This is a genomic window from Armatimonadota bacterium, assembly GCA_036504095.1.
In the GTDB taxonomy this organism is placed as follows: Bacteria; Armatimonadota; DTGP01; order JAKQQT01; family JAKQQT01; genus DASXUL01.
This window is the reverse complement of record DASXVS010000071.1, coordinates 85350-110490: the sequence shown is the minus strand read 5'-3', so window position 1 is coordinate 110490 and position 25141 is coordinate 85350. Positions and strand designations below refer to the sequence as shown.

General features: G+C 62.5%; 25 protein-coding genes and 1 other RNA gene. 14 read left to right on the top strand and 12 right to left on the bottom strand.

Annotated features, from left to right (window positions below):
• Positions 1 to 519: 519 nt before the first annotated feature.
• From ilvB to VGM51_15990, 8 genes are all read left to right on the top strand, one after another.
• Positions 520 to 2247 carry a biosynthetic-type acetolactate synthase large subunit gene (gene ilvB / locus VGM51_16025; GenBank protein HEY3414546.1) on the top strand — a complete coding sequence of 576 codons (1728 nt, stop codon included), beginning with the start codon at positions 520 to 522 and terminating at the stop codon, positions 2245 to 2247.
• Positions 2248 to 2250: 3 nt separating this feature from the next.
• Positions 2251 to 2862: a hypothetical protein gene (locus tag VGM51_16020; GenBank protein ID HEY3414545.1), complete on the top strand. Its 612-nt coding sequence runs from the start codon at positions 2251 to 2253 to the stop codon at positions 2860 to 2862.
• Between the two features lie 65 nt (positions 2863 to 2927).
• On the top strand, positions 2928 to 3458 hold the full coding sequence (gene ilvN, locus VGM51_16015; GenBank protein ID HEY3414544.1) for an acetolactate synthase small subunit: 531 nt from the start codon (positions 2928 to 2930) through the stop codon (positions 3456 to 3458).
• Positions 3459 to 3668 (top strand): hypothetical protein, encoded by a 210-nt coding sequence (locus VGM51_16010; GenBank protein HEY3414543.1) that lies wholly within the window; start codon positions 3459 to 3461, stop codon positions 3666 to 3668.
• Positions 3669 to 3713: 45 nt separating this feature from the next.
• On the top strand, positions 3714 to 4736 hold the full coding sequence (gene ilvC / locus VGM51_16005; protein HEY3414542.1) for a ketol-acid reductoisomerase: 1023 nt from the start codon (positions 3714 to 3716) through the stop codon (positions 4734 to 4736).
• 267 nt (positions 4737 to 5003) lie between these two features.
• The gene (locus VGM51_16000) at positions 5004 to 6557 is read left to right on the top strand and encodes a 2-isopropylmalate synthase (protein HEY3414541.1); all 1554 of its coding nucleotides are present in this window, start codon (positions 5004 to 5006) and stop codon (positions 6555 to 6557) included.
• A 52-nt stretch (positions 6558 to 6609) separates the two neighbouring features.
• On the top strand, positions 6610 to 7920 hold the full coding sequence (locus VGM51_15995) for a 3-isopropylmalate dehydratase large subunit (protein HEY3414540.1): 1311 nt from the start codon (positions 6610 to 6612) through the stop codon (positions 7918 to 7920).
• Positions 7917 to 8498 carry a hypothetical protein gene (locus tag VGM51_15990; GenBank protein HEY3414539.1) on the top strand — a complete coding sequence of 194 codons (582 nt, stop codon included), beginning with the start codon at positions 7917 to 7919 and terminating at the stop codon, positions 8496 to 8498. Before VGM51_15995 ends, VGM51_15990 begins: the two co-directional genes overlap by 4 nt.
• 21 nt (positions 8499 to 8519) lie before the next feature.
• Here the strand turns inward: VGM51_15990 and VGM51_15985 are convergent, their stop codons facing one another.
• Entirely contained in the window at positions 8520 to 9434 is a 915-nt protein-coding gene (locus VGM51_15985) for a DNA-formamidopyrimidine glycosylase family protein (protein HEY3414538.1), read from the bottom strand.
• 100 nt (positions 9435 to 9534) lie between these two features.
• On the opposite strand from VGM51_15985, the gene VGM51_15980 reads away from it, so the two are divergent.
• The 4 genes from VGM51_15980 to leuB are packed head-to-tail and all read left to right on the top strand — an operon-like array spanning position 9535 to position 12597.
• Complete coding sequence (locus VGM51_15980) at positions 9535 to 10440, top strand: ATP-binding protein (protein ID HEY3414537.1); 906 nt, start codon at positions 9535 to 9537, stop codon at positions 10438 to 10440.
• Between the two features lie 3 nt (positions 10441 to 10443).
• The gene (locus tag VGM51_15975; GenBank protein ID HEY3414536.1) at positions 10444 to 11007 is read left to right on the top strand and encodes a 3-isopropylmalate dehydratase; all 564 of its coding nucleotides are present in this window, start codon (positions 10444 to 10446) and stop codon (positions 11005 to 11007) included.
• Between the two features lie 9 nt (positions 11008 to 11016).
• Positions 11017 to 11508 (top strand): GNAT family N-acetyltransferase, encoded by a 492-nt coding sequence (locus VGM51_15970; protein HEY3414535.1) that lies wholly within the window; start codon positions 11017 to 11019, stop codon positions 11506 to 11508.
• A gap of 15 nt (positions 11509 to 11523) precedes the next feature.
• Positions 11524 to 12597, top strand: a complete 1074-nt coding sequence (gene leuB, locus VGM51_15965) for a 3-isopropylmalate dehydrogenase (protein HEY3414534.1) — start codon at positions 11524 to 11526, stop codon at positions 12595 to 12597.
• Positions 12598 to 12660: 63 nt separating this feature from the next.
• Here the strand turns inward: leuB and VGM51_15960 are convergent, their stop codons facing one another.
• The 3 genes from VGM51_15960 to radC all read right to left on the bottom strand — a co-directional run bounded on the left by VGM51_15960 (position 12661) and on the right by radC (position 15447).
• Complete coding sequence (locus VGM51_15960; protein HEY3414533.1) at positions 12661 to 13392, bottom strand: helix-turn-helix domain-containing protein; 732 nt, start codon at positions 13390 to 13392, stop codon at positions 12661 to 12663.
• A gap of 136 nt (positions 13393 to 13528) precedes the next feature.
• Entirely contained in the window at positions 13529 to 14683 is a 1155-nt protein-coding gene (locus VGM51_15955) for a C39 family peptidase (protein ID HEY3414532.1), read from the bottom strand.
• A 38-nt stretch (positions 14684 to 14721) separates the two neighbouring features.
• Positions 14722 to 15447, bottom strand: coding sequence for a DNA repair protein RadC (gene radC / locus VGM51_15950; protein ID HEY3414531.1), 726 nt, complete (start codon positions 15445 to 15447; stop codon positions 14722 to 14724).
• A 381-nt stretch (positions 15448 to 15828) separates the two neighbouring features.
• Here radC and VGM51_15945 point away from each other — a divergent pair, with 381 nt between their 5' ends.
• Positions 15829 to 16647 (top strand): PEP-CTERM sorting domain-containing protein, encoded by an 819-nt coding sequence (locus VGM51_15945; GenBank protein HEY3414530.1) that lies wholly within the window; start codon positions 15829 to 15831, stop codon positions 16645 to 16647.
• 10 nt (positions 16648 to 16657) lie between these two features.
• Here VGM51_15945 and mutL read toward each other — a convergent pair whose 3' ends face one another.
• From mutL to smpB, 8 genes are all read right to left on the bottom strand, one after another.
• Positions 16658 to 18496: a DNA mismatch repair endonuclease MutL gene (gene mutL / locus VGM51_15940; GenBank protein HEY3414529.1), complete on the bottom strand. Its 1839-nt coding sequence runs from the start codon at positions 18494 to 18496 to the stop codon at positions 16658 to 16660.
• A 104-nt stretch (positions 18497 to 18600) separates the two neighbouring features.
• Positions 18601 to 19095 carry a CAP domain-containing protein gene (locus tag VGM51_15935; GenBank protein ID HEY3414528.1) on the bottom strand — a complete coding sequence of 165 codons (495 nt, stop codon included), beginning with the start codon at positions 19093 to 19095 and terminating at the stop codon, positions 18601 to 18603.
• A 395-nt stretch (positions 19096 to 19490) separates the two neighbouring features.
• Positions 19491 to 20162: a glycerophosphodiester phosphodiesterase gene (locus VGM51_15930; GenBank protein ID HEY3414527.1), complete on the bottom strand. Its 672-nt coding sequence runs from the start codon at positions 20160 to 20162 to the stop codon at positions 19491 to 19493.
• Complete coding sequence (gene murI, locus VGM51_15925) at positions 20156 to 20983, bottom strand: glutamate racemase (protein HEY3414526.1); 828 nt, start codon at positions 20981 to 20983, stop codon at positions 20156 to 20158. The genes VGM51_15930 and murI overlap by 7 nt, the downstream gene beginning before the upstream one ends.
• Positions 20980 to 21609, bottom strand: a complete 630-nt coding sequence (locus VGM51_15920) for a GerMN domain-containing protein (GenBank protein HEY3414525.1) — start codon at positions 21607 to 21609, stop codon at positions 20980 to 20982. The genes murI and VGM51_15920 overlap by 4 nt, the downstream gene beginning before the upstream one ends.
• Positions 21609 to 23057 carry an N-acetylmuramoyl-L-alanine amidase gene (locus tag VGM51_15915; GenBank protein ID HEY3414524.1) on the bottom strand — a complete coding sequence of 483 codons (1449 nt, stop codon included), beginning with the start codon at positions 23055 to 23057 and terminating at the stop codon, positions 21609 to 21611. The genes VGM51_15920 and VGM51_15915 overlap by 1 nt, the downstream gene beginning before the upstream one ends.
• A gap of 498 nt (positions 23058 to 23555) precedes the next feature.
• Positions 23556 to 23992, bottom strand: a transfer-messenger RNA (tmRNA) gene (ssrA, locus tag VGM51_15910).
• 131 nt (positions 23993 to 24123) lie between these two features.
• Positions 24124 to 24591 (bottom strand): SsrA-binding protein SmpB, encoded by a 468-nt coding sequence (gene smpB, locus VGM51_15905; protein ID HEY3414523.1) that lies wholly within the window; start codon positions 24589 to 24591, stop codon positions 24124 to 24126.
• 95 nt (positions 24592 to 24686) lie between these two features.
• On the opposite strand from smpB, the gene folK reads away from it, so the two are divergent.
• Positions 24687 to 25127, top strand: coding sequence for a 2-amino-4-hydroxy-6-hydroxymethyldihydropteridine diphosphokinase (gene folK, locus VGM51_15900; protein HEY3414522.1), 441 nt, complete (start codon positions 24687 to 24689; stop codon positions 25125 to 25127).
• The last annotated feature ends 14 nt before the right edge of the window (positions 25128 to 25141 follow it).

The window sequence follows — 25141 nt, the reverse complement described above, 5'->3', positions numbered from 1 at the left end:
GCTTCAGCCGATGGCGCAAAGAGCCTTCGTTGAATCGGACACGCACCGCCCGGCAGAACAATCCGATTTGACGCGGCGGGGGATTGTGCGGTATGATACGAACAATTGCATAAAACGCGTTGATGAGGAGAAGTAAGCGGGACGGGCGCGGCAAAGAGAGCCGGGCTGAAGCTGAGAACCGGTCCCACCCACCGCTGAACGCTCGCCTCGGAGCAGGGATTCTGAACACCGCACAACGCTCACAGTAGGACAGGCGTCTCTGCCTGTCTCATGGAAGACCGGCATGGAGGCCGGCCCTACAGTGAGAGTGGATGCGGCAAAGTAGGTTTCCCCGGTAGTCGCCACCGATATGGCGTCTTAACAAGGCAGGCCCGCTTGCGGGTCGGCGAACTTGGGTGGTACCACGAGCAACCTCTCGTCCCAAAGCGGACGGGGGGATTTTTCTTTTTGGTTCCGAGTTCCTAGTTCCGAGTCTCGGAATGCGGAACTCGAAACTCGGAACTGGGAGCGGAGCGAGTTATGAAGATGAATGGGGCCGAGGCCCTGGTGGAACAACTGAAGCGCGAGGGCGTCGAGATCATCTTCGGATATCCGGGCGGCGCGGCGTTGCCGATCTACGACGCGCTTTACGGCACCACGGGCATAACACATATTCTCGTCCGGCACGAACAGGGCGCCGGGCACATGGCGGAAGGCTACGCCCGGGCATCCGGCCGCGTTGGCAGCTGCCTTGCGACGTCCGGGCCGGGCGCAACCAACCTCGTCACACCCCTCGCGGACGCTTTGATGGATAGTACGCCGATCGTGGCGATCACCGCACAGGTGGCGTCCCCGATGATCGGCAAGGACGCTTTCCAGGAAGCGGACGTGACCGGCATCACCATGAACTGCACGAAGCACAACTATCTGGTCAAGGATGCCACCAAGGTCGCGGATACCGTGGCGCAGGCCTTCACGATATCCCGCACGGGGCGCCCGGGCCCGGTGCTGATCGACGTCCCCAAAGACATGCTGCTGACCGAGGTCGATTACGACCCGGAAAAGGTCGTCACACGTCCTCGATCCTATACCGTGGACTATCCGGTCGACCCGGAGAGCATTGACGCGGCGGCCGAGCTCATCGCCAAGGCGGAGCGACCCGTACTGTATGTGGGTGGCGGCGTCATCAACGCCGGAGCGGCCTCGGAAATCGATGCGCTGGTGCGAAAGACCAACATTCCGATCACCACGACGCTGATGGGCAAGGGCGCTTTCGACGAAACCGACCCGCTGAGCCTGGGTATGCTGGGAATGCACGGCAGTGTGGCCTCGAACTGGGCTGTTCGGGATTGCGACCTGCTGATCGCCATCGGGGCGCGCTTTGACGACCGTGTAACCGGCAAAATCGACGAATTCGTACCGCACGCGACCATCATCCACGCCGATATCGACCCGGCCGAGTTCGGCAAGGTCAAGAACCCGCACCTGCAGTTGCTGGGTGACGCGAAGGCTGTGGCAGGAGCGCTGGTGCAGGCGGTTGCCCTGCGCGACCGCTCCGTCTGGAACGATCGCGTTGAAGGCTGGATGGCGGAGCACCCGTTCGACTACCCGCGCGACGACGGCGCCCTGCACAGCCAATATGTACTGGACGAACTCTGGAAGGCGACAAACGGGAATGCGTTGGTCGTGACCGACGTGGGGCAGCACCAGATGTGGGCCGCCCAGTTCTACAAGGTGAAGCGGCCGCGCCAGTTCATCACATCCGGCGGCCTCGGGACCATGGGTTACGGCCTGCCGGCCTCGATCGGCGCGCAGTTCGCGTGCCCGAACGACGAGGTCTGGCTCATCACCGGCGACGGCAGCATTCAGATGTGCATCCAGGAACTGATCGTGGCGGTGGTCAATAAACTGCCCATCAAGATCCTGATCTTGAACAACAAATTCCTGGGAATGGTGCGCCAATGGCAGGCAATGTTCCTCGACGGACGCTACAGTGAAACGGATATGGAGCAGGCTCCGGACTTTGTGAAGCTGGCGGAAGCGTACGGCGCGGCAAGTTTGCGATGCGACAAGGCGGAGGACGTGGTCAGCACGCTGGAGGCGGCGCGAAATATCACGGACAGGCCGACGGTTATCGACATGCAGGTTCTGAAAGAGGGAAACGTCTTTCCGATGATTCCCGCGGGAAGCACCGTGCACAACATGATTCTGCGCGCGCCGACGGCGTTGGAGGCAGGGGATCTGGACAAGGCCAATATCCCCGGATAACGGATGAATTCCTGGGACGACATCGACAGGCATATGGGGCCGGCTGGGCCGGCCCCGGATGCGGGGACGGAAACGGCGCAACCGCCCGGTTTCGACGTACCGACACCGCTTCAAGCGGAAGGGGCCCCGTCATCGTCCCGGACGTATGAGCCGTTGCGAGCGCCCGAACAAGAGGTTCTGCCTGCGTTGACGCCGAAGGCGGAATCAGAGTCCGATGAATGGACGGCGGAGGACGAGTTCAACCCGCGCTACTGCACGGTGTGCCACCGGAAAATACCGTTTATCGTGTCGGAGCGGCAGGAGATGTGCAACACGTGTTTCGCGACTCGGAATGTGGCGGTGCAGCCGCTGCCGGTAAGCGGCGTGCCGTTTATGGATACCGCTCCGATCGTCCATTGCCCGATGTGCGCGGGTACAAACGTTGAGCGCCAATGGAAGAACGACTGGGTATCGACCGCCGTTGACATCGTATCCGATGCCGCGGCGTTGGGCACCATGTTGTTTGGCACCATAGGAATGTACCGCACCAATCGCGTGGACTGGAACCGCGATGTCGGCCGCGTCAAGGTCATGCGTCACCGCTGCTTGGATTGTGGGCACACGTGGGTGGAGTGATAACTCAGTGTCGGGCGCCTGGGACGGGGTTTCCGGTCCGTGGCAACTGTCAAGATGGGAGCAATATGCAACACACGATAACCGTACTGGTCGAGAATAAGCCGGGCGTGCTTGCCCGCGTGGCGTCCCTGTTCGCGCGCCGCGGATTCAACATTGCCTCGCTGGCTGTCAGCATCACCAACGATCCGACCGTGAGCCGCATCACGCTGGTAGCGGAAGGCGACGACCAGACCCTGGCGCAAATCGTCAAGCAGACGGACAAGCTCATAGATGTCGTTCGTGTCGCGGACTACACGGACAAGGAAGTGCTGCAGCGCGAACTGGCGCTGGTGAAAGTCTCGGCGCCGCCGGAGTCGCGCCAGGCAATCATGCAGATCGCCGATGTATTCCGCGCAAACATCGTAGACATGAGCCCCGAAGACACGTTCACGCTCGAAGTGACCGGCGAACCGGACAAGATTGACGCCATTGAGCGTCTCCTGCACCCGTATGGTATCAAGGAAACGGTTCGGACGGGAGCCATCGTCATGGCTCGCGGCGCCACGACGGCGTATGGCGAGCGCGGGATTCAGGCGCCGATGCTGGAGGGCCGTTAGATGCAATCTGCTTTGCGTGAAACGCTGCTGTTCCTGGTGGGTTTGGGCGTTGGCTACACCATCGCCGTTGCCACCCGCGCGGGCAATGCCCCGTTCCTGGAACCGGTGCGCGCGTACGTTAAGACGCATCAGGTGGAGAGTTTTGTTGGCCTGATCCTGGTGGGCACTATCGTCTACCTGGCAGGCGGGAAAAGCAAGGGACGGCGCTAAAGCCTCCCGGTTGGTACACTGATCGCAGGAAAGGATCTTACAGACATGGCGGCGAAGGTTTATTACGAAGAAGACACAAATCTGGGCATTTTGAAGGGCAAGCAGATCGCGGTGATCGGCTATGGCAGCCAGGGACATGCGCACGCGCAGAACCTGCGCGATTCCGGCTGCAACGTGATTATCGGGCTACGCCCGGGCAAGAGCCAGGTGAAGGCCGAGCGCGACGGCTTCGAGGTCGTCAGCGTGGCGGAGGCAACCAGGCGTGGCGACGTGATCATGATCCTGATCAACGATGAAGTCCAGGGCGCCGTCTATAAGAGCGAAATCGCCCCCAATCTCGCCGCCGGCAAGGCCATCGCGTTCGGGCACGGTTTCAGCATCCATTTCAGCCAGATCGTTCCGCCGGCCGATGTTGACGTCTTCATGATCGCCCCGAAGGGACCGGGGCACCTCGTCCGGCGTACATACACGGAAGGTTCCGGCGTTCCGTGCCTCATCGCGGTACTCCAGAACCCGACGGGCAATGCGCACGAGATCGGCCTGGCCTGGGCGGCCGGCATCGGCGGGGCGCGGGCGGGCGTGCTGGAAACTACGTTCCGCGAGGAGGCGGAAACCGATCTTTTCGGCGAGCAGGTTGTGCTTTGCGGCGGGCTGACGGCGCTGACCAAGGCAGGATTTGAGGTGCTGGTTGAAGCTGGGTACGAGCCGGAGAGCGCGTACTTCGAGTGCCTGCACGAACTCAAACTGATCGTGGACCTGATGTACGAGCATGGCCTCGCTGGTATGCGCTACAGCATCTCGGACACGGCGGAGTACGGTGACCTCACCCGCGGCCCCCGCATCATCAACGAAGGCGTCAAGGCGGAGATGAAGAAGTGCCTGAAGGAGATCCAGAGCGGGCAGTTCGCGAAGGAATGGATCCTGGAGAACCAGAGCGGCCGGGCTTCCTTCAACGCGATGCGCCGCGCCGAAGCGCAGCACCCCATTGAGAAGGTCGGCAAGGAACTGCGCGGCATGATGAGCTGGCTCAAGAAGGGCGAGCAGGGAAGCGCCAAAGACCTGCAGTGATTCGATAGGGCTGAGGGCTGAGGCGCGGAAGGGCTGAGTGATTCCTTTCTCAGCCCTCCTCCCTCAGCCCACAGCCCTCTGCAAAGGAGGAGATAATGCAGCACATAACCGAAAACCAGTACCGCTCGATGCCCCTGGGCGGACTCCTCCTTACCTTGCCCGAAAGGGCGGACAAGGTTATCCACAGCGTGTAGTGTGGATATGTTGAAAAGTGGCAAGTGGACCGGCGGGCTTGACTCCGCCGAAAAACAATGAGGGGCAAAAACAATGGCTGATACCGTAAAGGTTTTCGATACGACGCTGCGCGACGGCGAACAATCGCCCGGCGCCAGCATGAACCTGGAAGAGAAACTGGAAGTCGCGAATCAATTGGCGCGGCTGGGCGTTGATGTGATTGAGGCCGGCTTCCCCGCCGCAAGCATCGGTGATTTTGAGGCGGTGCGGGCGATCGCGGAGCGCATTCAGGGGCCGACCATTTGCGGCCTGTGCCGGGCAAGCGACGGCGACATCGACCGCTGCTGGGAAGCGATTCAAGGCAACAAGAACGCGCGCATCCACACGTTTCTCGCCACAAGCGATATCCACCTGAAATACAAGCTGAAGAAGACGCGCGAGGAAGTGCTGGCGATGGTGGACAAGGCGGTCCGCCGCGCCAAGAGCTACACGCCGGACGTGGAATTCAGCGCCGAGGACGCCACGCGGAGCGACATCGGGTTTCTGTGCGAGGTCGTCCGGGTGGCCATCGCCGCCGGGGCAACCACGATCAACCTGCCGGACACGGTGGGCTACACCACGCCAACCGAGTATTTCGAACTCATCATCGTTGTTCGCGAACGCGTGCCGGAAACGTCCGGCATCACGCTGAGCGTACACTGCCACAACGATCTGGGGCTGGCGGTTGCGAACAGCCTGAGCGCCTGCACCGCGGGCGCGCGACAGGTGGAGTGCACCATCAACGGCATCGGTGAGCGTGCGGGAAACGCAAGCCTCGAAGAGATCGTGATGATCCTCAAAACGCGCGGAGACGCGTTTGGCCTGGAGACTGGCATCAATACGCGCGAGATCGTGCGGGCGAGCCGGCTTGTGAGCGACGTCACTGGTTCAGCCGTCCAGCCGAACAAAGCCATTGTCGGCGCCAATGCCTTCGCCCATGAGGCCGGCATCCACCAGCACGGCGTGATGATGGAACGGACCACTTACGAAATAATGGATCCGGCCGACGTAGGTCTCGCTGAGAGCCGCCTGGTACTGGGCAAGCACAGCGGCCGGCACGCTTTCGAGAAACGACTGGTGGAACTGGGCTTCGAGCTGGACCGGGACGCCTTGAATCGCGCATTCGCCCGATTCAAGGACATGGCCGATCGCAAGAAGGACATATATGACGCCGACCTCGAAGCCATTGTTTCCGACGAGGTGTACGCTGTCGCGGAGCAGTGGGCCCTCGACCACATGACCGTCTACACGACACTGGACGGCTATCCCACCGCCACGGTCGTGTTGAAACACGAGGACAGCGCCGTCCTGGAGACGGGGACCGGGGTCGGCGCCGTGGACGCCGTCTACAAGACAATCGACAAGATCGTGAATATCCCGTACACTCTCAAGGACTACATGGTCCACGGCGTCACGGGCGGCACCGACGCGCTGGCCGATGTGACGGTGCGTCTGCAACTGGACGGACACGTGTTCACAGGGCGTGGAAGCGCACTGGATATCGTCGAAGCAAGCGCCAAGGCATACATCCAGGCCATCAACAAAATAGCCGCGCGCTGCGGCGCCGGCAAGCCCGCGAGCGAGGAAACGGTTACAGACCGGGTATAACCAGACGGGCGTCCCACACGGGCCGCCCACAATGACGGAAGAGCGTTTTGATATGTCTATGACAATGACGGAGAAAATCCTGGCGAAGCATGCCGGTAAGGCAAGCGTGGAACCGGGTGAAAATATCTGGGTGGACGTGGACGTGCTGATGACGCACGATGTGTGCGGTCCTGGCACGATCGAGATCTTCAAAGAGCAGTTCGGCGCAGAGGCAAAGGTCTGGGACAAGAGCAAGGTCGTCATCATCCCGGATCACTACATCTTCACAGCCGATGAAAAGGCGCACCGCAACGTCGACATTCTTCGCGACTTCGTGAAGGAACAAGATCTGCCGTACTACTACGACGTCAACTCGACGCGCTACAAGGGAGTGTGCCACATTGCCTTGCCCGAGGAAGGTCACACCCGACCGGGCGAGGTGCTCTTCGGAACGGACAGCCACACGTGCACGGCGGGCGCTTTCGGCGAGTTCGCGACGGGCATCGGGAATACGGACGCGGGCTTCATCCTGGGCACCGGCAAGCTGTGGCTGAAGGTTCCTCCGACGATGCGGTTCGTCTTCGAGGGCGAAATGCCGCCCTATCTCATGGCGAAGGACCTGATCCTCCAGGTTATCGGCGACATCGGCGTGGACGGCGCAACCTACCGCGCGCTTGAGTTCGCCGGCCAGGCGATAGGTGACCTCAATATCGAAGAGCGCATGACGCTCTGCAATATGGCGATCGAGGCTGGCGGCAAGAACGGCATCATCGCGCCGGACCGGAAGACGCTGGACTTCGTGGACGCGCGAACCAGGAAAGCGGGAACCAAGTCCGACTACGAAGCCATGGCGAACGACGCCGACGCGCAGTTCTATTCCGAGCGCCACTACGACGTGAGCAAGCTGGAACCGACGGTCGCGAAACCGCATTCGCCGGACAACAAGACAACCGCCCGCGAACTGAAGGGCACAAAACTGGACCGGGCCTACATCGGCTCGTGCACCGGCGGCAAGATCACCGACTTCATCGCGGCGGCGAGAATACTCGAGGGGCAAACGGTCAAGATGGACACGTTTGTCGTGCCTTCCACCACGGAAGTGGCGGCGGCGCTTTGGACGGAGAAGGTGGACGGGAAGAGCCTCTGGCAGATATTCCAGGAGGCGGGGGCCCAGATTGGCCAGGCCAGTTGCGCCGCATGTCTCGGCGGGCCTTCCGACACTTTCGGGCGGCTGAACAGCGCGCTATCCTGCATCAGCACGACGAACCGCAACTTCCCGGGCAGGATGGGCAGCAAGGAAGGTAAGGTTTACCTTGCCAGCCCGATGACCGTCGCCGCCAGCGCCCTGAATGGCTACATAACAGACCCGCGGGAGTATGTGTGACGAGGCCGATTCCTCACGATACACAGATTGCCGGGATTGAAAGGTCCACCGTCGGGGATTTCTGGTCCTGGGCGTATTCCGACGTGGTGAGCAACGGGATTCGCAGCGTTTTCGCCGAATACCTGATAGGCAAAGCTCTGGAAGTGGTGGATTGTGCTCGTATCGAATGGGATGCCGTAGATCTCCGCTATCGAGACTGCGGCATCGAAGTGAAGTCGTCCGGCTACGTACAGAGTTGGCCACAGTTTGGCCCAAGTCGCATTGTCTTTGACATCCGGCAGCGTCTTCCCTGGGATGCTCAGACGAATACGCTTGGCGATTCGCTGCAGAGAGCGGCCGACTGCTACGTATTCTGTGTTCATACGGCAAAATGCCGCGAGGAATGTCACATTCTCGACGTCGCCCAGTGGGAGTTCTACGTCTTAGGCAAACTAGAAATCGAAGCCGCTCTTGGCCTCCAGAAGAGCATTGCCCTTTCGCGACTCCGGAACCTATGTCTCGATGTCGGCTGCGGCCCCATTCCGCTAGACAGGGTACGGGATGCCGTTGACGGGGCACTGGGATTCGACCGGAAGTAAGATAGCGGACGTTGCGGTCCTTCAGGGTCCGGAGCCTGGGGTTCGGCGCAGACCTTCCAGTTCATCCAGAGTCCGCGGCCAGTCGGATCTGAGGAGGCGGGATAGTCCGCGGTCTGCGAGGAGCTTCCCCCCAGTCTGGCAGGTGACGCAGTAGTTCATCTCGTTCTCCGCGTATACGACGCGCTGGACTGGAGAGCCGCACACGGGACACGGCTTCCCGTACTTGCCGTGAACGGCCATTTCTTCGCGAAACGCGGTCACCTTTTCGGGAAAGTCGTCGCCCGCTTCGGCGGCGAGGCGATCGATCCATTCGGAGAGCACATCCCGTGCGGATGCCAGAAGGCGGGCTATGTCCTCCTCGGTCATCGTGGAGGTGAGCGCGAAAGGTGACATGCGGGCGCGGTGCAGAATCTCGTCCGAATATGCATTTCCGACGCCCGAGAACAGGTGTGGATCGGTGAGGGCGCGCTTGATGGTGTGGTTCTCGGAACGCAGCCGATGGCGGAACTGCTCTTGCGAGCAGGCAAACAGGTCCAAGCCGTCAGAGCGGTAGGCAGCGAGAGCATCCTTGCCTCGGGCAAGGTGGAGCGATGCGCGCTTCTTCGTCCCGGCTTCGGTAACGAGCAGGCACCCGGTATCGAAGTCAAGCGCCGCCAGCGCCACCTTCCCGCCGATTTTCACGGAGGCGGGCTTCCAGTGGAGCCTCCCCGCGATCATCAGGTGCAGAATGATGAACCGGTCGTCCTCGAGTTCGAACACAATGCGCTTGCCGAGGCGGTGCATGGCGACGACGGAGCGCCCTGTCAGGTCGGAGACAGGCGGAGTTACGGTGCGCAGAAAGAATGGGCCTGAGAGGCGCAATCCGAGCAGGCGTTTCCCGAGTGTCCGCTTCTCGATGGCGCGGATGTAGATTGTAATATCGGGGAGTTCAGGCATCTCGGCACTCTGACCTTCCGGAAAACATACGATGAGGATAGCCGATACCGGCGCCGTTTGGCCGTCACGATTGGTTTGACTGCCGGGATGATGCGTTTGTATGGTGAACGGTGAGGACGTTGTGAGTCTAGAGGCCACAGACAACCTGGCACGCGCAATGGATGCGTTTGTAACCCGCGTGGGGTGCCTGATGAGCGCCCAGGATAACGCTCTGGCGCCGCCGGACTTCGATTCGTTCGCCGCGTTCCGGTACCGCGTCAGGGTAGATCGTGGCGTATTTGAGGCCGTCCGCCATGTGGACCCCGTTACGCGGCAGGATCTCGTAGGGGTGGACTCACAGTGGGCAGCATTCGACCGCAATGTGCGGCAATTGATGAGCCGACTGCCGTGCAACCATGTGCTCTTGTGGGGCGCGCGGGGCACCGGTAAGTCGTCCATCGTGAAGGCGGCGCTGAACGCTCATTGCGCTGAAGGGCTCAGGCTCGTTGATGTGCGCCGCTCGGGACTGCTGGACCTGGCGTCCGTTGTGGACCTCCTCGCGGATCTGCCGTACACGTTTATTGTGCTGCTGGACGATCTTGCGTTTGAGGACCACGATCCGCTGGCGCGCGAACTGAAGGCGATCCTGGAAGGCGGCGTGCAGGCGATGCCGGCGAATGTGCGCGTGGTGGCAACCGCCAACCGCCGCCATCTCATGCCCAAACGGGCCGGCGACAATGCATGGACCGACGATGACGATTTGCACGTGCGTGACGCGGCCGAAGAGAAGGCCTCTCTCGCGGACCGGTTCGGTCTGCGCCTTGGATTCCCCGCACCGACCGAGGCCTGGTATCTCGCCGTTGTAGACGCACTGGCGCAACGCGATCGGCGGGCGGGGGATCCGGCCGAAGTCCGGGCGGCCGCGGCGGCCTGGGGTCGAAGCCACGGCCGCAGCGGCCGGTCCGCCAGGCAGTTTGTGGATGATTGGATTGGGCGCCACGCTCTCGATGGCGCCGCCGAGGAGTAGATAATGGAAACAAGCATCGAAGGTAAGGTATATGTATTGGGTGATGATATAGACACGGACCAGATCATCCCGGCGGAACACCTCGTGTTCAGCACAAGCATCCCCGAGGAACGACGAATGTTTGGTGTCTACGCGCTCTCCAGCGTCCCTCCGGAAGGGGCGGGTCTTCCCGGGGGCCATGTGCCGTTTGTGGACAGCGAGTCCGGCAAGAGCGATTACACCGTCATCATCGGCGGGACGAACTTCGGGTGCGGGTCGTCCCGCGAACACGCTCCCCTGGCGCTGGCGGAGGCTGGGATCAAGGTGGTGATAGCGGAGTTCTATGCACGGATATTTTTCCGCAATTCCGTGAACGGCGGATACCTGATTCCGTACGAAACCCCCGAGCGTCTTGTGGACCGGGTGCGCACCGGCGATACCGTTCGCGTCGATCTGGAATCCAATACGCTGTACGATATCACCACGGGCGAAGAGTTTGCGCTGAAGCCGCTGGGCGATATTCTACCGATACTTGAAGCCGGCGATGTATTTGAATACGCGCGTTCCGCGGGCATGCTCGGAGCCTGATAATCGCTGATGGTGAACACTCAGCCTGCTGTATTGGTGCGTGTGGCCCGCGTTCAGGACCTGCCGGCGGTGGCCGACCTCTGGGAGGAGCTGATGGACTATCACCTCCGCCTCGACGCGCGGTACGAGCGCAGCACCGGCTCGCGCGAAGTATTCTTACGCCACCTGAAGTCAACGGCGATGCGCTCACCCGACCATATGCTCTGGATTGCCGAGTCGGAAAGGGCCATCGCCGGATTTCTAGCCGCTCGAGTGGAGTATGGTGGCGCGGTGTTTGCGCATCCGGATTTCGGGTACATCACGGACGCTTGCGTGTCCCCGTCGTACCGGCGATTGGGAGTGGGCCGCCGCCTCTTCGCCGAAGCGCGCGCATGGTTCGAAACGCGTCATCTGAAGAGCATCCGGGTGAGCGTTTCCACAGACAACCCCGCGGCAATGGCGTTCTGGCGGGAAGTGGGTTTCCGGCCGTTTATGGAGCGCTTGTGGTATGATCTTGGCTGAAGGCGAAAGGGAGTTATGAACAAGAAGATTGCGATACTGGCGGGCGACGGGATCGGCGCCGAGGTCGTGGGGGAAGCTCGAAGGACCCTGGACGCGGTAGCGGCAAGGTTCGGGCATGCGTTTGCCTTCGAAGAAGCCCTGGTAGGGTGGGCCGCGTTCGATGCCACGGGTTCTGCTCTGCCGGACGAAACCGTCAAGGTCTGCCGCGACAGCGACGCGATCTTTTTCGGCGCTGTGGGTGATCCCGCGCGCGACAGCACCGTGCCCCCCGCACAGCGACCGGAAGTAGTCGCACTCCTTACCCTGCGCAAGGGGCTTTACGCTAACCTTCGCCCGGCGTCCATCGACGCCGAATTGGCGGGCCTCTCCGTTCTAAAGCCGGAGGTGGTAGGGAAGGGAGTAGACATCCTCATCGTACGCGAATTGACAGGCGGCCTCTACTACGGTCGGCCCAAGGGCCGCGAGGGCGATTCCGCCGTGGATACGATGGCCTATTCGGCACCGGAAGTCGAGCGCGTCGCCCGGGTCGCGTTCGAGGCGGCCCGCAGGCGGAAGAGCAAACTGACGTCCGTCGACAAGGCCAACATACTCGCGTGCAGCCAACTGTGGCGCGAAGTCGTCATCGACGTGTCGAAGGAGTATCCCGACGTGGCATTGGACCACATGTACGTGGACAACTGCGCGATGCAGCTGATCCGGAATCCCGCACAGTTCGATACCATCGTCACCGAGAACACGTTCGGGGATATCCTTTCCGACGAGGCATCCATGCTTGTCGGCAGTCTGGGCATGCTGCCCTCGGCAAGCCTGGGGGACGGCAGCCTTCCCGCCTTCTATGAACCCATCCACGGCTCCGCGCCGGACATCGCCGGCAAGGGCATCGCCAACCCTATAGCGGCCATCCGCTCCGCGGCGATGATGCTGCGCTATTCCTTCGGCCTGAACGAAGAAGCGGACGTGGTGGATGCCGCGGTCTCTTCCGTGCTGCGCCAGGGGCTTAGGACGGCGGACATCATGCAGCCGGGAAAGACGCTGGCGTCCACATCCCGGATCGGCGCGGCCGTCAGCGCAGCGATCGCCGAAGGTTAAGCGGGGCCGGTCAGCCTGAAACCGTGGAAGGGGGAGCCGGCCGGCTCCCCCTTTTCGACATTTCTACCTGCGTTCCACGCGGCAGTTGCGCAGGGTCTCCTCGAATTCCGGTCCGAACCATCCCGGGCCGCACGCGGTCCCCCAGAGGACCTCCCGCTCCGCACCGAGCGCCCAGATGTACACGAGTTCCTCGGCGGGCGCCGCCCAAACCGCCGTGTCCGACAGGATGGCCTGAACCAGCGCGGCTACATCGGAAGTGTCCGTGACTTCCGTTCGCCAGAGAACGGGGCGCCCCCAGAGAACCTTGATCGTGCACAGCTCGATACCAGAGATCCCCTCGTGACGCGCAGACTCCAGCGAGGTTTGCAGGGCGGAGGTTACGGTGATGGCTTCGACGCCCATCACCTCTGAAGATGGCCTTTCCGCTGCGTACAGGGGCGCCTTCCCCATAGACGCGGAGAGGAGGTCGGTAAGCCGACAGATTTGCTCGCGCAAAAAGGCCCGCTCACCTTCCCACGATTCCGGTTCCGGACGTTCGGTCGACGGCGACGGCGCGGGTGGGGGAACAGAGAGGCGGACGCGGCTGACCGGGTTGTGCCGGGGCGACGACTGTCCCGCCTGATAGGCCGCCAGCGAAGCCACTTCGACGCGCCATTCCGCGCCATGGGAACCCGGGCGCTTGTACGCTTCCAGAGTACCCTGCGAAATCAGCCTGCGGATGACCTTGTGGCTCACCCCAAGCCGTTCCGCCGCTTCGCGGATGCTGATCGATTCCAACCTGGTTCCTTTCGCCATTTGGGGGACTGTTTGCTTGAGTATGTCCCCACGACATCCTGTATCTCAAGTACAGTGTTCCATGACGGGTAACCTTGATTGAACCAGGGAAAGCAAGGTCGCGCCGTGCCCACCGTTCCCGGCGAGCACGGGGTGGCTAGTCGTAAGGGTGGAACACCATAATCGGGCCGCCCTTCCGGGCTTCAAGCAGTTCCTTCCGGTCGTAGATAACCCGGCCACCCTTCTCGGTGCGGCTGGCCGGATCGTTGCAGATGACGTCGCCGTCCTTCGTGAACCCGCGCACCAGGATCAGATGCCCGTCCGTCTCATCAAGCGGGCCACCCCTCAGGACGCCCTTGGCGAACGCGAGGCTGATGACAACCGGGTTGCCTTTGAGGATTTCGTCTTCCACAGGCTTCCATCCGGGAAGCCAAGACACGTACGCGTGGCATACCTTGCGCTTGCCCGGGAGCGAAGGAATGGAGTCGAGGTTGCGGCGCATCAGGTCGCTTCCGGCGGCAGTCAGAAACGGCCAGTTGCCGTATATCCGGTTGACGTTGTCCCACGCTGCACGGGCAACCTCGGCGGTGGGCAGCTTCACCCCGTGAGAGGTCAGCGCCATGCCCATGGAAGTCGGGCCGCAGATGCGCCATGAAATGTCGCCGGCCTCCCAGAGCTGAGACCGGAAATCGGCCGCCACCTCCTTGCCCCACGCGGGGCCGGGTCCGTCGTCCGGGGTAACCTCGTGCGTTTTATCAACTACGGTGACGGCAATCAGGGAGACCACCGGCGTGACCGCCGGGTATTCCGTATGCAGGCGCACGCGGTAACGCAGGCGCGTTGCCTTGGCGGCCAGTTCCAGCGTATCCTCGTTGACCTTGCCCTCTTTGCCCGCCTTGACCTTGCCCGAGGGGAGATCTTTGTCTACAAAGACAGGGTCGCCCCACATGGCCATCTCGAACCACGGAGACCAGTCGGCGCCGTTGTCTGTACTTGTCTGCAATTCGACCTTTACCCAGGTTCCCGCGGGGCAGTCCGCGTTCCACGAGGCGACGGCGGTATTGAAGCCGAAGCCGTAGTGGAGGCCTTCAGAGATCACGGAACCATCCTTCACATAGCCGCCGGCGGGGTCATCCAGAAGGCGAAAGCCCCCGGCGCGTTCGTCATATCGCGCTCCGGAGTCCTGGATATGGGCGAATTGGGCCGCGGTTGCGAACACGTCGGTCTTGCCGAAGTAACTGGTTGCGTTGGCTGTCATAGTTGTTACCGCCAGGATGGCGAGGGCCGCCATCGCTCTGATATTGATGGGCATGCTATCATCTTCCCTCGGGCACGGTCCCTGAGCCGGGCCTACATCAGGCCGCGATCGCGAAGCGAGACGACACGCCCTGAACCAATGATAACATGGTCCAATACCTGGATGTCTATCAGTTTGCCCGCCTCAACAAGCCGGCGGGTAATGGCAAGGTCATCATCGCTCGGGGAAGGGTCGCCGCTCGGGTGATTGTGCACGCAGATCAGCGAATTGCTGCCCTGCGAAATCGCGAAGCGGAAGACCTCTCGCGGGTGCACCAGGCTGCCGTTGAGGGTGCCGCGGCTGATGGTCCGCTGGCAAATAACCTGGTTGCGCGTGTTGAGGAGCAGGATCCGGAACTCCTCGACAGGCAGTGTGACCATATCAAGGACTTCGGCCACCACGTCCTGGGCCTTGGTAATCGTCCTCCGCGCCTCGTCCGTATGCCCGGCGAGGCGCCGCCCCAGCTCCAGCGCGGCCTTCAGCTCGATGGCCTTCACCGGGCCGATTCCGTGTGTCCGCGCCAGCTCATCGATTTCGGCATTCGAGATGTTCTTCAGGCTGCTGAATTCACGCTCCAGGCGCTCCGCCACATCCAGGACCGAGAGGCTGGCCGTCCCGGTGCGCAGGAGGATCGCGAGGAGCTCGGAGGTTTTCAGCGGTCCGGGGCCGAGGCGCTTGAGGCGTTCGCGCGGGCGCTCGTCGGCAGGCATCTCGCCAACGCGGCGCGCGGTGAAGAGGGGATCGTCCTGATTGATGGCGTCCTGACGCTGGTGTGACATCACAACGGGCGGAACGGTGCGCTGACGCAAATCGTCAACACAGTGGATGCTAGCACGCTAACTTGGCCCGCGCCCAGTCGCAAGAACCCGGGGCGGCCCTCGCCCGATTGGCGCTTATCGCGAAAGGAACGAGCGATGCGGATAATCTCTACGCTGTGTACATTCCTACTCCTGTCAGCCGGCGCTCACGCGGCTGCGCCGTTATACTCACTCCTTGACCTCGGTCCAGCCTCTATTCAGAAAGCCGCTGTGAATGAACTGGGGCAGGTTGCGTACGTTCGGGACGGGTCAGTTATCCGGTACTCGGACGGCTTTGGATCTGAGGCTCTTGCTTCTGGCTATGGCCGCGTCACCTTGGGAGGAATCAATGATCATGGCCAGGTGTCCTTTGCCGATTCGGCGTCGACTTACGGCTATGGCCTTGCATCTGTCTTCCGCTACTCCGACGGGGTGGGCGTGGTAAAGCTAGGGGAGGAGCAGACTGATCCGGCTATCGGCGCGACCGTAACTCGCCCAAACAGTCGAGGCGACGTCGCATATGGCGGCCTGGGGACTGTGACGTACGTCTCGGACACTGGTTTCCAGCAACTCATATCGTCTGACCCTTGGCTGGACCTTGCCGTAGTCAACGGTATCAACGACGCTGGGACGATCATCTATGGATACACATCTTCCTATCGCGGCTACCAAGGCTACACCGTTGGAGGCGCCTGGAACTTCGACAACGGACCGGTCGATATGGCCCCCATGCGATGGGGCAGCGCGCTGAATAACCGTGGAGACATTGCTGGAACGGGGTCGGGATCCTACGCAGCCATCCGGTGGGCGGATGGGACTGTGACGAAGATCGATGAACCCGGTTTTGCCACCGCGCTTAACGACCGCGGTGTGGCGGGGGGTGCGGTTACTGTCGTGACAGCCCCCGATGGCCTGGAGTCTTATCGAGACCCGTGGGTCTTCGATACGACCGGTGGGCGAAGACTGAATGACCTGATCGACCCGGCGCTGGGTTGGACGCTGTGGTACGCGAGCGATATCAACAACGCCGGTCAGATCGCCGGAACGGGATTCGTGAATGGGCAGCGCCATGCATTCCGTCTTACTCCGGTGAACGCGGTTCCGGAGCCGGGGAGTCTCTCTCTCTTCGCAACAGCGCTGGTGCCGCTGGTGATCTGGCGACGGCGCGCGAAGACCTGCTGACTTCCCACGTTCACGCTCTCTGGAACCGCTTCATCAGCTCGTCCACCGAAAGGTGGAGGATGATGGGGCGGCCGTGGGGACAGAGATAGGGATTCGCGGTCTTGAACAGCGCTTCCATCAGGCCGGCCATTTCCTCGGGCTGTAACGGTGCGCCGGCCTTGATGGCGGCTTTGCATGACGCCGTGCTGAGGATGTGGTCGCGCAGGTCGTGGTTGCGCTGGCCAACCGCCCCGCCTTCCGCCAGATCGTTCAGGAGGTCGCGGAAATCGCGCTCGCTGAATCGTGCGGCCAGCAGGGCGGGCACGGCGCGGATGAGCACTGCCTCCGGGCCGAACTCCTCCATCTCGAAACCCGCGGTCGTCAGCGCGTCGTGATGGAGGTTCCAGGCGGCGAACTCGCGGGGCTCCAGCGTGACCGTGAGCGGCAGCAGAAGGTGCTGCTGTTCCGGCGCGCCGGACGACATCTGGCGGTCAAGTTCTTCGTACAGCACGCGTTCGTGGGCCACGTGCTGATCGACCAGCATCAGCCCGCGCTCGCCTTCCACCACCAGGAACGTGTTCTGGATTTGACCGAGCACGCGAAACGGCTTGGAAATCGGTGTCGGCGTCGCCGTTTCGGGCGCCGGTGGCGCGGCATCCGCTTGTGGTGTAGTGCCCGCGAAAGGATCGGTCTCTTCGTCGAGGCGATCGTCGTCATCGGCCCGCTGCACCGGCATCAGGCTCGCGGTTGGAGCCGGCGGGGGAGGCGTGAACGACAGCGGGGCGCCCTGGAACGGCAGAAGCGGGTGCATCTCGCCGAATCCGGGCGCAGGCAGCAGGGGCTCGGTGTCGAAACCGGGCTTGAGGTCGGCAGCCAGCAGCCCATCCCGCACGGCGTGGTAGACCGCTGAATGAATGGCCTGCTCGCGCTGAAAGCGAACGTCGGCCTTGCGGGGGTGAACGTTCACGTCCACCAAACCCGGCGGCACGTCCACCATGATGACGCAGTAGGGGTGCCGGTCGGTTGGCAGCACCGCGCGGTAACCGGCGTCAAATCCGTGCAACAGCACGCGGTTGCTCACCGGGTGGCGGTTGACCCAGAACGACTGGCCGGCCCGCGTGGGACGCGTCAACGTCGGCCGGGAGACAAATCCTGTCACCTTCACCTCATCCGTCTCGGCCCGGATGGGAACGAATTCGCGGGCGACGGCGGCGCCGAGGACTTCGGCGACCGTCTCGTCAATACGGCCGGATCCGCTGGTCCGCATCGCCTCACGACCATCGACGGTCACCCGGAACGCGATCTCAGGGTGCGCGATCGCCAGCCTGGAAACGATCTCCATGCTCTGCGCGTTTTCCGTGGTCAGCGATTTTAGAAACTTGCCGCGCGCCGGTTGATTGTAGAACAGGTTGTGGACCCAGACATCGGTGCCGCGTTCGCGGACGGTGTGGAAGACATCCTCGATCTCGCCGCCCGAGGCTCGCAGTTCCACTGCTTCGCCGCCGTCCGCGCATGATACCAGCCGTAGATGCGAGACCGACGCGATACTGGGAAGCGCTTCGCCGCGAAATCCGAGGGTCAGAACCGTGTCCAGGTCCTCGGCCGTCCGTATCTTGCTGGTGGCGTGGCGTTGCAGGGACAGCGCCGCTTCCTGGGGGTTCATCCCGTGGCCGTTATCGCCAACGTGCAGCATCTTCGTGCCGGAGGCTTCCCATTCGACGTCGATGCGCGTCGCGCCGGCGTCAATCGCGTTCTCCACGAGTTCCTTGACGGCGGATGCCGGACGTTCGACGACCTCGCCGGCCGCAATGCGGCTGGCGGTGAGGTCGTCGAGCAGGACGATTCGGCAGCTTTCAATGGTTTCGATCATAGGCAGGGGGAAATGCACAACGGGTGCGGCGCCCGCCTTTCTTGGCGATGCCCGCACCTCATCATGTTGCCCCGGGTTGAAAGCCCGTCAAACATTGTGCGCGTTCAGCCCACGAACATCTCCGTAACCCACATTTCGCCGCTTGCCGAGACATATATCCCGACCCCCATGCGCGTATACCGCGGATTTAGCAGGTTGTCCCTGTGCTCGGGGCTGTTCATCAGCGAGCGATGCCCCCACGTTACGTCCGCGACGCTCCCGTAGAAGATGTTCTCGCCGATGGTGTACTCCTCGGGGACGTTCGGGTTGACGGCCTCCCAACGGTCCGCGGGTGATGTCAGACCGCGAACCGGGGAGTGGTGGTCGAAATAGGAGAGTGCAGCCATTTCCCGGCTGTGCTGCCGGGCCGCGCGACAAAGGGATTCGTCCCACCGCAGAGGCCGCGCGCCGTGAGACGCGCGCTCGCCGTTCGTAAGCGACAGGAATCGCGCCTCGCCGACCGCGGGGGCGCTGACAACCGCAGCGTCTGTATGCTGAGCCTGCGCCCCGGGCAAGAGCGCGGCGATGGCGATGACCGAAGATATCCAATTCCGGACCATGGAACCGAGCGCCTCCCCTGACAAGCGGCGCGAGATAATCTGGCGCCGTTGCCTCCCGCCTTAGCGGGCAATCTCGCACGCATCCTCATTCCACATAACTCACGGTAAGCGGACGAGCGTTTACCGGAGTTCCATTGAGGGTGACGGGCCCCAGGGTTGGCCTTCGATTCATCGACTCACATTCAGCGGCAAAATCGCGGCCAAACGGTCAACAGGGCTCCAACCATTTCGTTAGATTCCAGCATAACATTTCGTTAGCCAGGCACGGCTGCGGCTGGGAGTCGATGGAGCGGGGGCGAGCGGGGCGCGGGTAAGAGTGGCTCAGGATGCCGATAAAAAAGCCGGCTGCAGAGAAGGGAAACGCGCCGGCCCGTGCAGGTGGGACCGGAGAGCAGCTAGAGGCTGGCGAGCAGGTCGGCGCGGTTGCTGATCAGGCCATCGACACCCATCCCTGCCAGGCGGCGGAGAGCCGGGAGGTCGTCGACGGTCCATGCGAAAACGCGGATGCCGCGATCATGCAGCAGCACGACACGTTCGGCGGTTACCAGGGAGTGATGCAGCGTGACGGCCCCGGTATCGATTCCGGGCAAGCCCTCTGTGAGGGCTTGCTCACCGCCGGGGCCGACGGAAAGCGACAGGGGGAGCCGCGGGAACAGATATCTGAAGCGCGCGCGGCTCAACGCGGAGGCTCCCGGGGCCAACACGTCGGATACGGGAAGCGGCGCCAAAGCGAGGCCGATTTCCGCTTCGAAGCCTTCGCATTTCACGTCGGCCATGACGCCGCAGCGCCCCGTAGCCCAGGACACCAGCTCGGAGAGGCTGGGGACGCCTTCTCCATTGCCGAGGTCAAGGCGGGCAAGCTCCTGGGCAGAGTGTTCGGAAACGGTGAGGACACGGCCGCCGGTATCGGTCACTGCGGCGTCGTGCGACAGGACGATTACGCCATCATGGGACGGGCGGCAGTCGCATTCCACCCAGTCGCAGCCCAATTCCACCGCCGCACGGAACGATGCCATGGTGTTGGCAGGCGCGATTCGAGGCGCGCCGCGATGGCCGACTCTCAGCACGACAGCGCAACACGGGGCTCGGCAAGCGTCTCCGCGTGGTCCCACACGGCGCAATGGCGGGCTTGAAAGGGCGTTTGCAGGAGACGGGACCCGGCGTCGGCGAACGCCGCGGGATTCGCGGTTGACTCGAAGATGTGGCGCGGCGTTTCCGATGCGGGCGCAAAATCGACGATGTGTTCCATCTCGAGAGCGACGGCGCAAGCGGGGTCGACGAGACGGATCGGGTAGGGGAAGGCTGCCCGGATAGCGTCCGCAAGGAAGGGATAGTGCGTGCAGCCCAGGATCACGGTCTCTATTCCCGCGTTAATGAGCGGCGCCGCACAGTCGGCGGCGGCGGCATAGGCGTCCGGCGAGTCCCAGAGGCCGGATTCAACGAGCGGCACGAAGCGGGGACAGGCGACCTCGAGGACGCTGCCATTGGGGCGCAGGGCGTTGAGCGCGCAGGTGTAGGCGCCGCTGCGGACCGTTCCTTCCGTCGCCATCACGCCGTAGCGCGGGTCGGACGAAGCGGTCACCGCGGCGCGGGCCCCCGCATCCACCATGCCGAAGACCGGGACGGGAAGGGTACGGCGGGCATCCTCAAGCGCAACCGCCGACGAAATGTTGCACGCCATGACCACGGCCCGGCAGCCACAGCCGACGAGGTATTCGGCCAGGCCCATCGCGAATCCGTGGACCTCGTGAAGCGGGCGGCCGCCGTAAGGCACGTGAACCGTGTCGCCAACCACCCAGAGGGAATCGTTCGGGCGACGGCGCATGAGTTCGCGAGCGACGGAGAGGCCACCCAGGCCGCTGTCGAAGAGCCCGATCGGCGTTCTCACTGGGCCTGCTCCACCAGGGACGGGTCGGGCGTCAGCGGGCTGCTGAGGTCAATATGCCCGGCGAACTCGTCCAGTGTGCGGCCCGCAATGGCGAAGCGCACGCCCTGCACGCCCTTCACAGAGCCGACCGTGTTCACGACGGCATAGAGCGTCACCTGTTCCTCGCGTGCGCCGCCGTTGAAGTTGTCCCGGAATTGGGGAGACAGGTCCACAGTGGCAATCCCGGAGTTGTCTACGTGCACACCCAGGACCTTCGTGCCGTCGGGCAGTGGATTCTGCAGCGCCCCGCCGCGCGGGAAACCCGCCATTGCCGTCAGCGCCACATGCGCCTGGCGCCAGACCGACACCGATCCTGCGGCATTGAGCGACGTGGTCTCTTCCACCAGGACCGGATCTGTATTTGTCTGCTTGATAACGTAATAGGGGATAGAAATCGATCGTACCTTTCCGGCGAGCGGTACCACGCCGGCAACCTGCGGGGCGACAGGAGCGGTGGGCGCGGGCTGCGCTTCCGGAGGCGCGGGCCGGCCGATCACGGCGTTCAGAGCGCCGGCGTGGTAAGCCGCGGCGCCGCCCGCGAGCGCGGCGATGACAGCACCCAGAATGACGGCGGAATTGGGACGCATCACTGTATCCGCCCTTCCAGGAATCGCGCGATCCCGCCCGCCAGAGCTTCCACGGCCTTGCGACGCCATTCCGGCTGCGCGAGGGCCTTGCCCTCCACAGGATTATTCACGAACCCCAGTTCAACCAGTGCGCACGGCACCGTGTTGTGCTTCAAGACCGCCAGTCCTCCCATCGGGGCGCGCGACTCCGGCTTTACCCCCCGTCCATAGAAGCCCGTCGCCGCCTTATATGTCTGGTAGAGCGCAACCGCCAGTCTGCGTGATTCGGCCGTGTCCCGCCGGTGCCAGATTTCCACGCCGCGGTAATTGGAGGGCGCGTAGTTACAGTGGATGCTCACGAACGCGTCCGCGTGGGCTTCCATCGCGATCGCCGGCCGCCTCTGCAAGGGGATCAGAGTGTCGTCGTGGCGCGTGAGGATCACGTGGGCCCCGTTGGATGTTAGCACGCGCTGAAGGCGCAGCACGACATCAAGAGCGACTTCCTTCTCGATGACATACGGCCCACGCGTCCCGGTGTCTCGACCCCCGTGCCCCGCATCGAGCACTACGACCTTTCCGGCAAGTGCCTTGAGGTTGGGAGGCGCTTCGACAATCGGTTCCGGCGCCTGAAGGTCGAGGTTGACGACGAAACCGTTCCCATCGTCGGTCGGACCGATTGTGTACTCAACCCGGCGGGTGAAATCGATCACCAGTGCCGCGTGCCCCGACTCTCTGGCTGAATAAGCCCGCAGGCACAACTCGTCATTTACCGGCGCGATCCGCTCGGTTCCGGGTTCGAGATCGGGAAGGTTCAGGACCAGATGGGTCTCCCGCCATTCAGGCGTGACGGCGGTTGCGCGACCGGTTTTCACAACTATGCGCTGCGGACGATTGTCGTCGCCGCGCTCTACCACGATATCCTCGATTTGATCGGAAAGGCCGGGACCCGGCGCCGGAGTGGCTGCATCATCCGTTGCCGGATCCGGAACCGGGGGTGGAGGACCCGGGTTGACCGGCTTTTCGGAGTCATCCGGGGAAGGCGTCGGCCTTTCGGCGGACGCCGGCGCGACCACTTTCACGGTAGCGGCAGGGCGCGCGGGCGACGCGACGCGGATCTCAATGAGGTCGGTCGGAGGGCTGGAAAGTACGACCGGCGCGAACCGATCGGTAAGATCGAGTACAACCCTCGCGGTGTCCGGCTTGAACTGCGTCCACCTTACTGCCTTGATCCTGGACGCGTCCACGGGAAGCGTCGAAACTCGGGTCCCGGCGTCGGTGGCGGAAATATCTACGATGAACCGATTCGCGGAACGCCACGAAGTGGTGCGCCACGTCGTCGCATCCGTCAATTGGATGCGTACAACGCCGTCCTTGAAATCCACGCCCTTCAGGCGGGCCGACGGAGCGTTCACCGCGTAGGAAAGGGATGCGCAGAGCGCCAATATCAGCAGGGTAATTGTTCTAAGCACGATATTTGTTGGCCATATAACCGGCGGCAAGGCGCGGGCCGGGACGTTTCAAATCCATTATTCCGCGCATCGCCTCCAGAGTGCACCGGTCTTCTGCAAACATGGTTTCGGCTGAAGCGAACCGGCTCCGCAGGGAGCGGTGCAACTATGGCGCGAATCGCAATTCGGTTGCCCGCACCGTGGCCTGAAAGACGCCCATGCTGTCACTATAGTCCCCGCGGATGGGACGAACGACCAGGGACGGGCACAGGTAAGACGAGGTAAAGGTCCATCGCGTTCGCGCCGCGGCCGACAGAATAGGGGACCCAAGGTCTATAGCGAAGACAAAGGGGTTGTCATCGTTCCGAAGCGGGAAGCGTCGTGCGCACAGCGGAACGTTTGGAGAACGGCGCCATCCCGCCGTCCGGGGGGTACGCAATTCACGCTTGTGAGAATGAAAAGGAGGCTGGACGCCGGATTTGCATCCAACGTCCAACCTCCAACTTCTCACTTCCAATTTGGTGGAGACGCCGGGAATCGAACCCGGGTCCAGAGAGGTAAGACAGAACCCACTACACGCTTAGTCCGCGTTTTCTTTTTCTCACGAAGCGCTTTCCCACGAACGGGAGGCGCTCTCGCCAGCCCACTAAAGTCCCGGTGGTCCCGTGAGCGGTTGACCTCCAGCAAGCCCTACCCGGGCCGGGTGGCTGCATCCAGCAGCTTCGGTGCCCTACCGCCGTAGCGGCTATTTAACAGCATCCGGGACGGACGCCGGCGCTAAGTCTAAGCTTAGGCAACCGCAAGAGCAGGACTGGTCGCAAAAGAGCGATCGATCATGTTCTCAGCGGTCTTCATCGTTACGTTGCCAGTTATGGCTTTGCCGCTTTTAACGAGGCCAACGGCGCCTCGGCGTGCGTTCTCTGCCGATCCCTTCCCTGTCGAGACCTTTCGCCCCCATAAGTGTCACAAGAGAGTGACGACTGAATTATACCCTAAGTTCCGGTTCGTATCCAGCGAATGAACCACAAAGACACGAAGACACGAAGGAGTGATGAGATCAGAATTCGGTTCTTTGTGCCTTCGTGGTTCAATCTCGGCGCGAGAGCTCACGCTCCGCTTCGCGGCTTCGGTCTCGATTGGCGATGTCCTCGCGCTTGTCGTAGATCTTCTTGCCTCGGCCGATGCCGAGCTGAACCTTGGCATATCCGCGCTGGAGGAACACCGCCAGCGGGATCACCGTGAGGCCTTTCTCGTTGATACGGCCCGTAATGCGGTTGATCTCGGCCTTGTGCAGAAGCAGTTTTCGGGTCCGGCGGCTCTCGACGTTGAAACGGTTGCCCTGTTCGTACGGCGCGATGTGCATATTCTGGAGCCACATTTCGCCATTCTCCGGGCGCGCGAACGAGTCCGACATACTCACCTTGCCGGCGCGCACGGATTTGATCTCAGTGCCCGTCAGTACGAGGCCAGCGTCGAAGGTCTCCAGTATTTCGTATTCGTGACGCGCCTTCCGGTTCTGCGCCACGTATTTGCGTTTCTTCTCTTCTTCGGCCATTATCGTGTTCCAAACCTGCCTAATATGCCACGTTCACGCAGGCAACGGGTAGCGAGGCTTCGTCAGCAGTCATTGCGGCGTGGTACCATGATTATATGAACACCGTGCGAACGTACCTTGGACTGGGTACGAACCTTGGCGATCGCGAGGCAAACCTGCGTGAAGCCGTCCGCCGATTGCGCGAACTCGGGACCGTGGTCCGACAGTCAAAGGTACTGGAGAGCGCGCCGTGGGGTTACACCGACCAGCCGGATTTCCTGAACATGGTGGTCGCGCTCGATACGATTCTGCCGCCCCTGGACCTGCTGAGAGCGGTGAAGGCGATAGAGTCGATCATGGGTCGCGTGCCTGCAGTGCGATACGGCCCGCGGCTTATCGACATCGACTTGCTGCTGTATGGCGATGTGACAATGGATACTCCGGAGTTGACGCTCCCGCACCCTCGGATGGGGGAGCGCGATTTCGTGATGGTACCCTTAAGGGAGTTGGGGGTTGGAAGTCAGGAGTTGGTAACTCGCCCGGCTTCTGAAGCCTGAATCCCGAATCCTGG

What these genes read in the sequence shown, in the direction of transcription:
- ilvB (HEY3414546.1), top strand. Translation starts at nt 520, where the DNA reads ATGAAGATGAATGGGGCCGAGGCCCTGGTGGAACAACTGAAGCGCGAG.
- VGM51_16020 (HEY3414545.1), top strand. Translation starts at nt 2,251, where the DNA reads ATGAATTCCTGGGACGACATCGACAGGCATATGGGGCCGGCTGGGCCG.
- ilvN (HEY3414544.1), top strand. Translation starts at nt 2,928, where the DNA reads ATGCAACACACGATAACCGTACTGGTCGAGAATAAGCCGGGCGTGCTT.
- VGM51_16010 (HEY3414543.1), top strand. Translation starts at nt 3,459, where the DNA reads ATGCAATCTGCTTTGCGTGAAACGCTGCTGTTCCTGGTGGGTTTGGGC.
- ilvC (HEY3414542.1), top strand. Translation starts at nt 3,714, where the DNA reads ATGGCGGCGAAGGTTTATTACGAAGAAGACACAAATCTGGGCATTTTG.
- VGM51_16000 (HEY3414541.1), top strand. Translation starts at nt 5,004, where the DNA reads ATGGCTGATACCGTAAAGGTTTTCGATACGACGCTGCGCGACGGCGAA.
- VGM51_15995 (HEY3414540.1), top strand. Translation starts at nt 6,610, where the DNA reads ATGTCTATGACAATGACGGAGAAAATCCTGGCGAAGCATGCCGGTAAG.
- VGM51_15985 (HEY3414538.1), bottom strand. Translation starts at nt 9,434, where the DNA reads ATGCCTGAACTCCCCGATATTACAATCTACATCCGCGCCATCGAGAAG.
- VGM51_15980 (HEY3414537.1), top strand. Translation starts at nt 9,535, where the DNA reads ATGGTGAACGGTGAGGACGTTGTGAGTCTAGAGGCCACAGACAACCTG.
- VGM51_15975 (HEY3414536.1), top strand. Translation starts at nt 10,444, where the DNA reads ATGGAAACAAGCATCGAAGGTAAGGTATATGTATTGGGTGATGATATA.
- VGM51_15970 (HEY3414535.1), top strand. Translation starts at nt 11,017, where the DNA reads ATGGTGAACACTCAGCCTGCTGTATTGGTGCGTGTGGCCCGCGTTCAG.
- leuB (HEY3414534.1), top strand. Translation starts at nt 11,524, where the DNA reads ATGAACAAGAAGATTGCGATACTGGCGGGCGACGGGATCGGCGCCGAG.
- VGM51_15960 (HEY3414533.1), bottom strand. Translation starts at nt 13,392, where the DNA reads ATGGCGAAAGGAACCAGGTTGGAATCGATCAGCATCCGCGAAGCGGCG.
- VGM51_15955 (HEY3414532.1), bottom strand. Translation starts at nt 14,683, where the DNA reads ATGCCCATCAATATCAGAGCGATGGCGGCCCTCGCCATCCTGGCGGTA.
- radC (HEY3414531.1), bottom strand. Translation starts at nt 15,447, where the DNA reads ATGTCACACCAGCGTCAGGACGCCATCAATCAGGACGATCCCCTCTTC.
- mutL (HEY3414529.1), bottom strand. Translation starts at nt 18,496, where the DNA reads ATGATCGAAACCATTGAAAGCTGCCGAATCGTCCTGCTCGACGACCTC.
- VGM51_15935 (HEY3414528.1), bottom strand. Translation starts at nt 19,095, where the DNA reads ATGGTCCGGAATTGGATATCTTCGGTCATCGCCATCGCCGCGCTCTTG.
- VGM51_15920 (HEY3414525.1), bottom strand. Translation starts at nt 21,609, where the DNA reads ATGCGTCCCAATTCCGCCGTCATTCTGGGTGCTGTCATCGCCGCGCTC.
- smpB (HEY3414523.1), bottom strand. Translation starts at nt 24,591, where the DNA reads ATGGCCGAAGAAGAGAAGAAACGCAAATACGTGGCGCAGAACCGGAAG.
- folK (HEY3414522.1), top strand. Translation starts at nt 24,687, where the DNA reads ATGAACACCGTGCGAACGTACCTTGGACTGGGTACGAACCTTGGCGAT.